We start from the raw sequence: 2,097 nt of genomic DNA, 5'->3' as shown, positions 1-2,097 counted from the left end.
CCCCCCGCCCCCGCCCCGGTTGATCAAGAAGTTTGCACCTTCGGGAGAGGCGGATCCTGACGCGAACTTCTTGGTCAACTCGCCGAAGGGTCGACCTGAGGGTGGCGTGGGCGGGGTGGACGTGCGGATGGTGGGGTGGCACGGGAGAAGCCCGCCTCGCACGGGGCGAGACGGGCTTCGGTGTGGTAGCCCCGACCGGATTCGAACCGGCGCTACCGCCTTGAGAGGGCGGCGTCCTGGGCCGCTAGACGACGGGGCCAAGACTTTCCTGGTTCACCACCCTCGCGGGCGGTGCGGCAGTAGTCTAGCGGCGTCCCTCTCGACGACGGAATCTGGGGTGGGACGCCGCCGTCGGGCCAGGCCGGGGGCGATGTCACCCGATCGGGTGAGCCGACACCGGGCCGGGCGGGGGGCCAGCAGTCAGTCGCCCCCGCCCCCAAGGCTGGCACGCGGGGAGCCAGCACGCAGGATGGCGGCACGGCAGCGGGCCAGCACACAGGATGGCCGGCATGCAGAAGGCCGGCATGCGGGATGGCCGGTACGCGGCGCAGGACGGCAGCACACAGCGAAACGGCCCGACCCGCGGAGCGGGACGAGCCGTTACCTGAATCTGTTGTAGCCCCGACCGGATTCGAACCGGCGCTACCGCCTTGAGAGGGCGGCGTCCTGGGCCGCTAGACGACGGGGCCAGAACACACTGTGCGACACCACCTCGCGGTGGTGCCGCCAAACTCTACCAGAATTCGTGACCGGGTCCCCTGCGGGAACATCGGTGCTGAACTCCACCAGAATCCAGCGACCTCGATTCGTGCGAATCGCGGTTGCGCTGGGGTACCAGGACTCGAACCTAGACTAACTGAACCAGAATCAGTTGGGCTGCCAATTACCCCATACCCCATTGGCCCCTTGCGGTGCCGGGAGCAAACTCTACCCTCCCGGCACCGACGGGCCAAATCAACTTCCCCAAACCACCCTTGAGCTGCGTAAACGGCGGTCAGGTCGCGGACACGACAGGGTTGGTCAACTCACCGATCCCCTGGATCCGGACGGCCACCGTATCCCCCTCCGTGATCGGGCTAACCCCCGCCGGGGTGCCGGTCAGGACGATGTCGCCCGGCAGCAGCGTCATCACGTGCGAGACGTACGACACCAGGGCCGGCACGTCGAAGACCATGTCCCGGGTACGGCCGAGCTGCCGGACCTCCATCTCCTCCGGGTCGCGTCCCACCTCGCAGCGGATCTCCAGGTCGGTGACGTCGAGCCCGGTGGTGATCCACGGACCGATCGGGCAGAAGGAGTCGAACCCCTTGGCCCGGGTCCACTGGCTGTCGGACCGCTGGAGGTCCCGGGCGGTGACGTCGTTGGCGCAGGTGTAGCCGAAGATCGCCCGTTCGGCGGCGGCCCGGTCGGCGCGACGGGCGCCCGGTGCCCCGATCACCACGGCCAGTTCCGCCTCGTGCTCGACCTGCTTGCTGAACTCGGGCAGGCGGATCGCGTCCCGGGGGCCGATGACGGAGGTGGAGGGCTTGAGGAAGAGCAGCGGCTCCTTCGGTACCTCGTTGCCGTGCTCGGCGGCGTGCTCGGCGTAGTTGCGGCCGACACAGACCACCTTGCTGGGCAGGATCGGGGAGAGCAGGCGGACGTCGGACAGCGCCCACCGGACGCCGCTGAACGTGATCTGGCCGAACGGGTGTCCGGTGATCTCGGCGACGGTCAGCCCCTGCGGGCCCGCCTCCGGCTCCCCCTCGACGACCCCGAACGACATTCCCTTGGCATGAGCGAAACGAGCGATACGCACCAGGTCAATCTAGTCCGGTCGCAGACCGGACCAGCACCGCCGATCCGGTCCGGTCGCCTCGGGGGCGGCGCAGCCTACCCGCGATGATCAGCGTCGGGGTCGGATTCGCCGCTTCGTACCCGCACGACGTGCGCGCGCCCCTAGCGTCGGCTGCGGAGGTTCGTTCGTATGCCTGCATCGACACGACACCACAGGAAGCTCGCGGCGATCGTGCACTGCGTCGGTCTGCTGACGGCGCTGCCGGTCCTACCGGCGGCAACCGCTCCGGACGCCCCGGCGCCCGGTCGGCCGCACGCGGC

At 69.3% G+C, this 2,097-nt stretch carries 1 protein-coding gene and 3 tRNA genes; all 4 read right to left on the bottom strand.

Going from position 1 to position 2,097, the window contains the following annotated elements:
• Positions 1–183: 183 nt before the first annotated feature.
• The 4 genes from EYA84_RS31060 to EYA84_RS31045 all read right to left on the bottom strand — a co-directional run bounded on the left by EYA84_RS31060 (position 184) and on the right by EYA84_RS31045 (position 1,798).
• Positions 184–259: transfer RNA gene (locus EYA84_RS31060), tRNA-Glu, on the bottom strand.
• A gap of 357 nt (positions 260–616) precedes the next feature.
• A tRNA-Glu gene (locus EYA84_RS31055) sits at positions 617–689 on the bottom strand.
• A gap of 137 nt (positions 690–826) precedes the next feature.
• Positions 827–898: transfer RNA gene (locus tag EYA84_RS31050), tRNA-Gln, on the bottom strand.
• Positions 899–994: 96 nt separating this feature from the next.
• A complete protein-coding gene (locus EYA84_RS31045; RefSeq protein WP_131057754.1) occupies positions 995–1,798 on the bottom strand; it encodes a fumarylacetoacetate hydrolase family protein in 804 nt (267 codons plus the stop codon).
• Between the last annotated feature and the right edge of the window lie 299 nt (positions 1,799–2,097).

Source organism: Verrucosispora sp. SN26_14.1 (genome assembly GCF_004307965.1).
Classification (GTDB): Bacteria; Actinomycetota; Actinomycetes; order Mycobacteriales; family Micromonosporaceae; genus Micromonospora.
The sequence above is the reverse complement of the archived record's forward strand: the minus strand, read 5'-3'. Positions and strand labels throughout refer to the sequence as shown.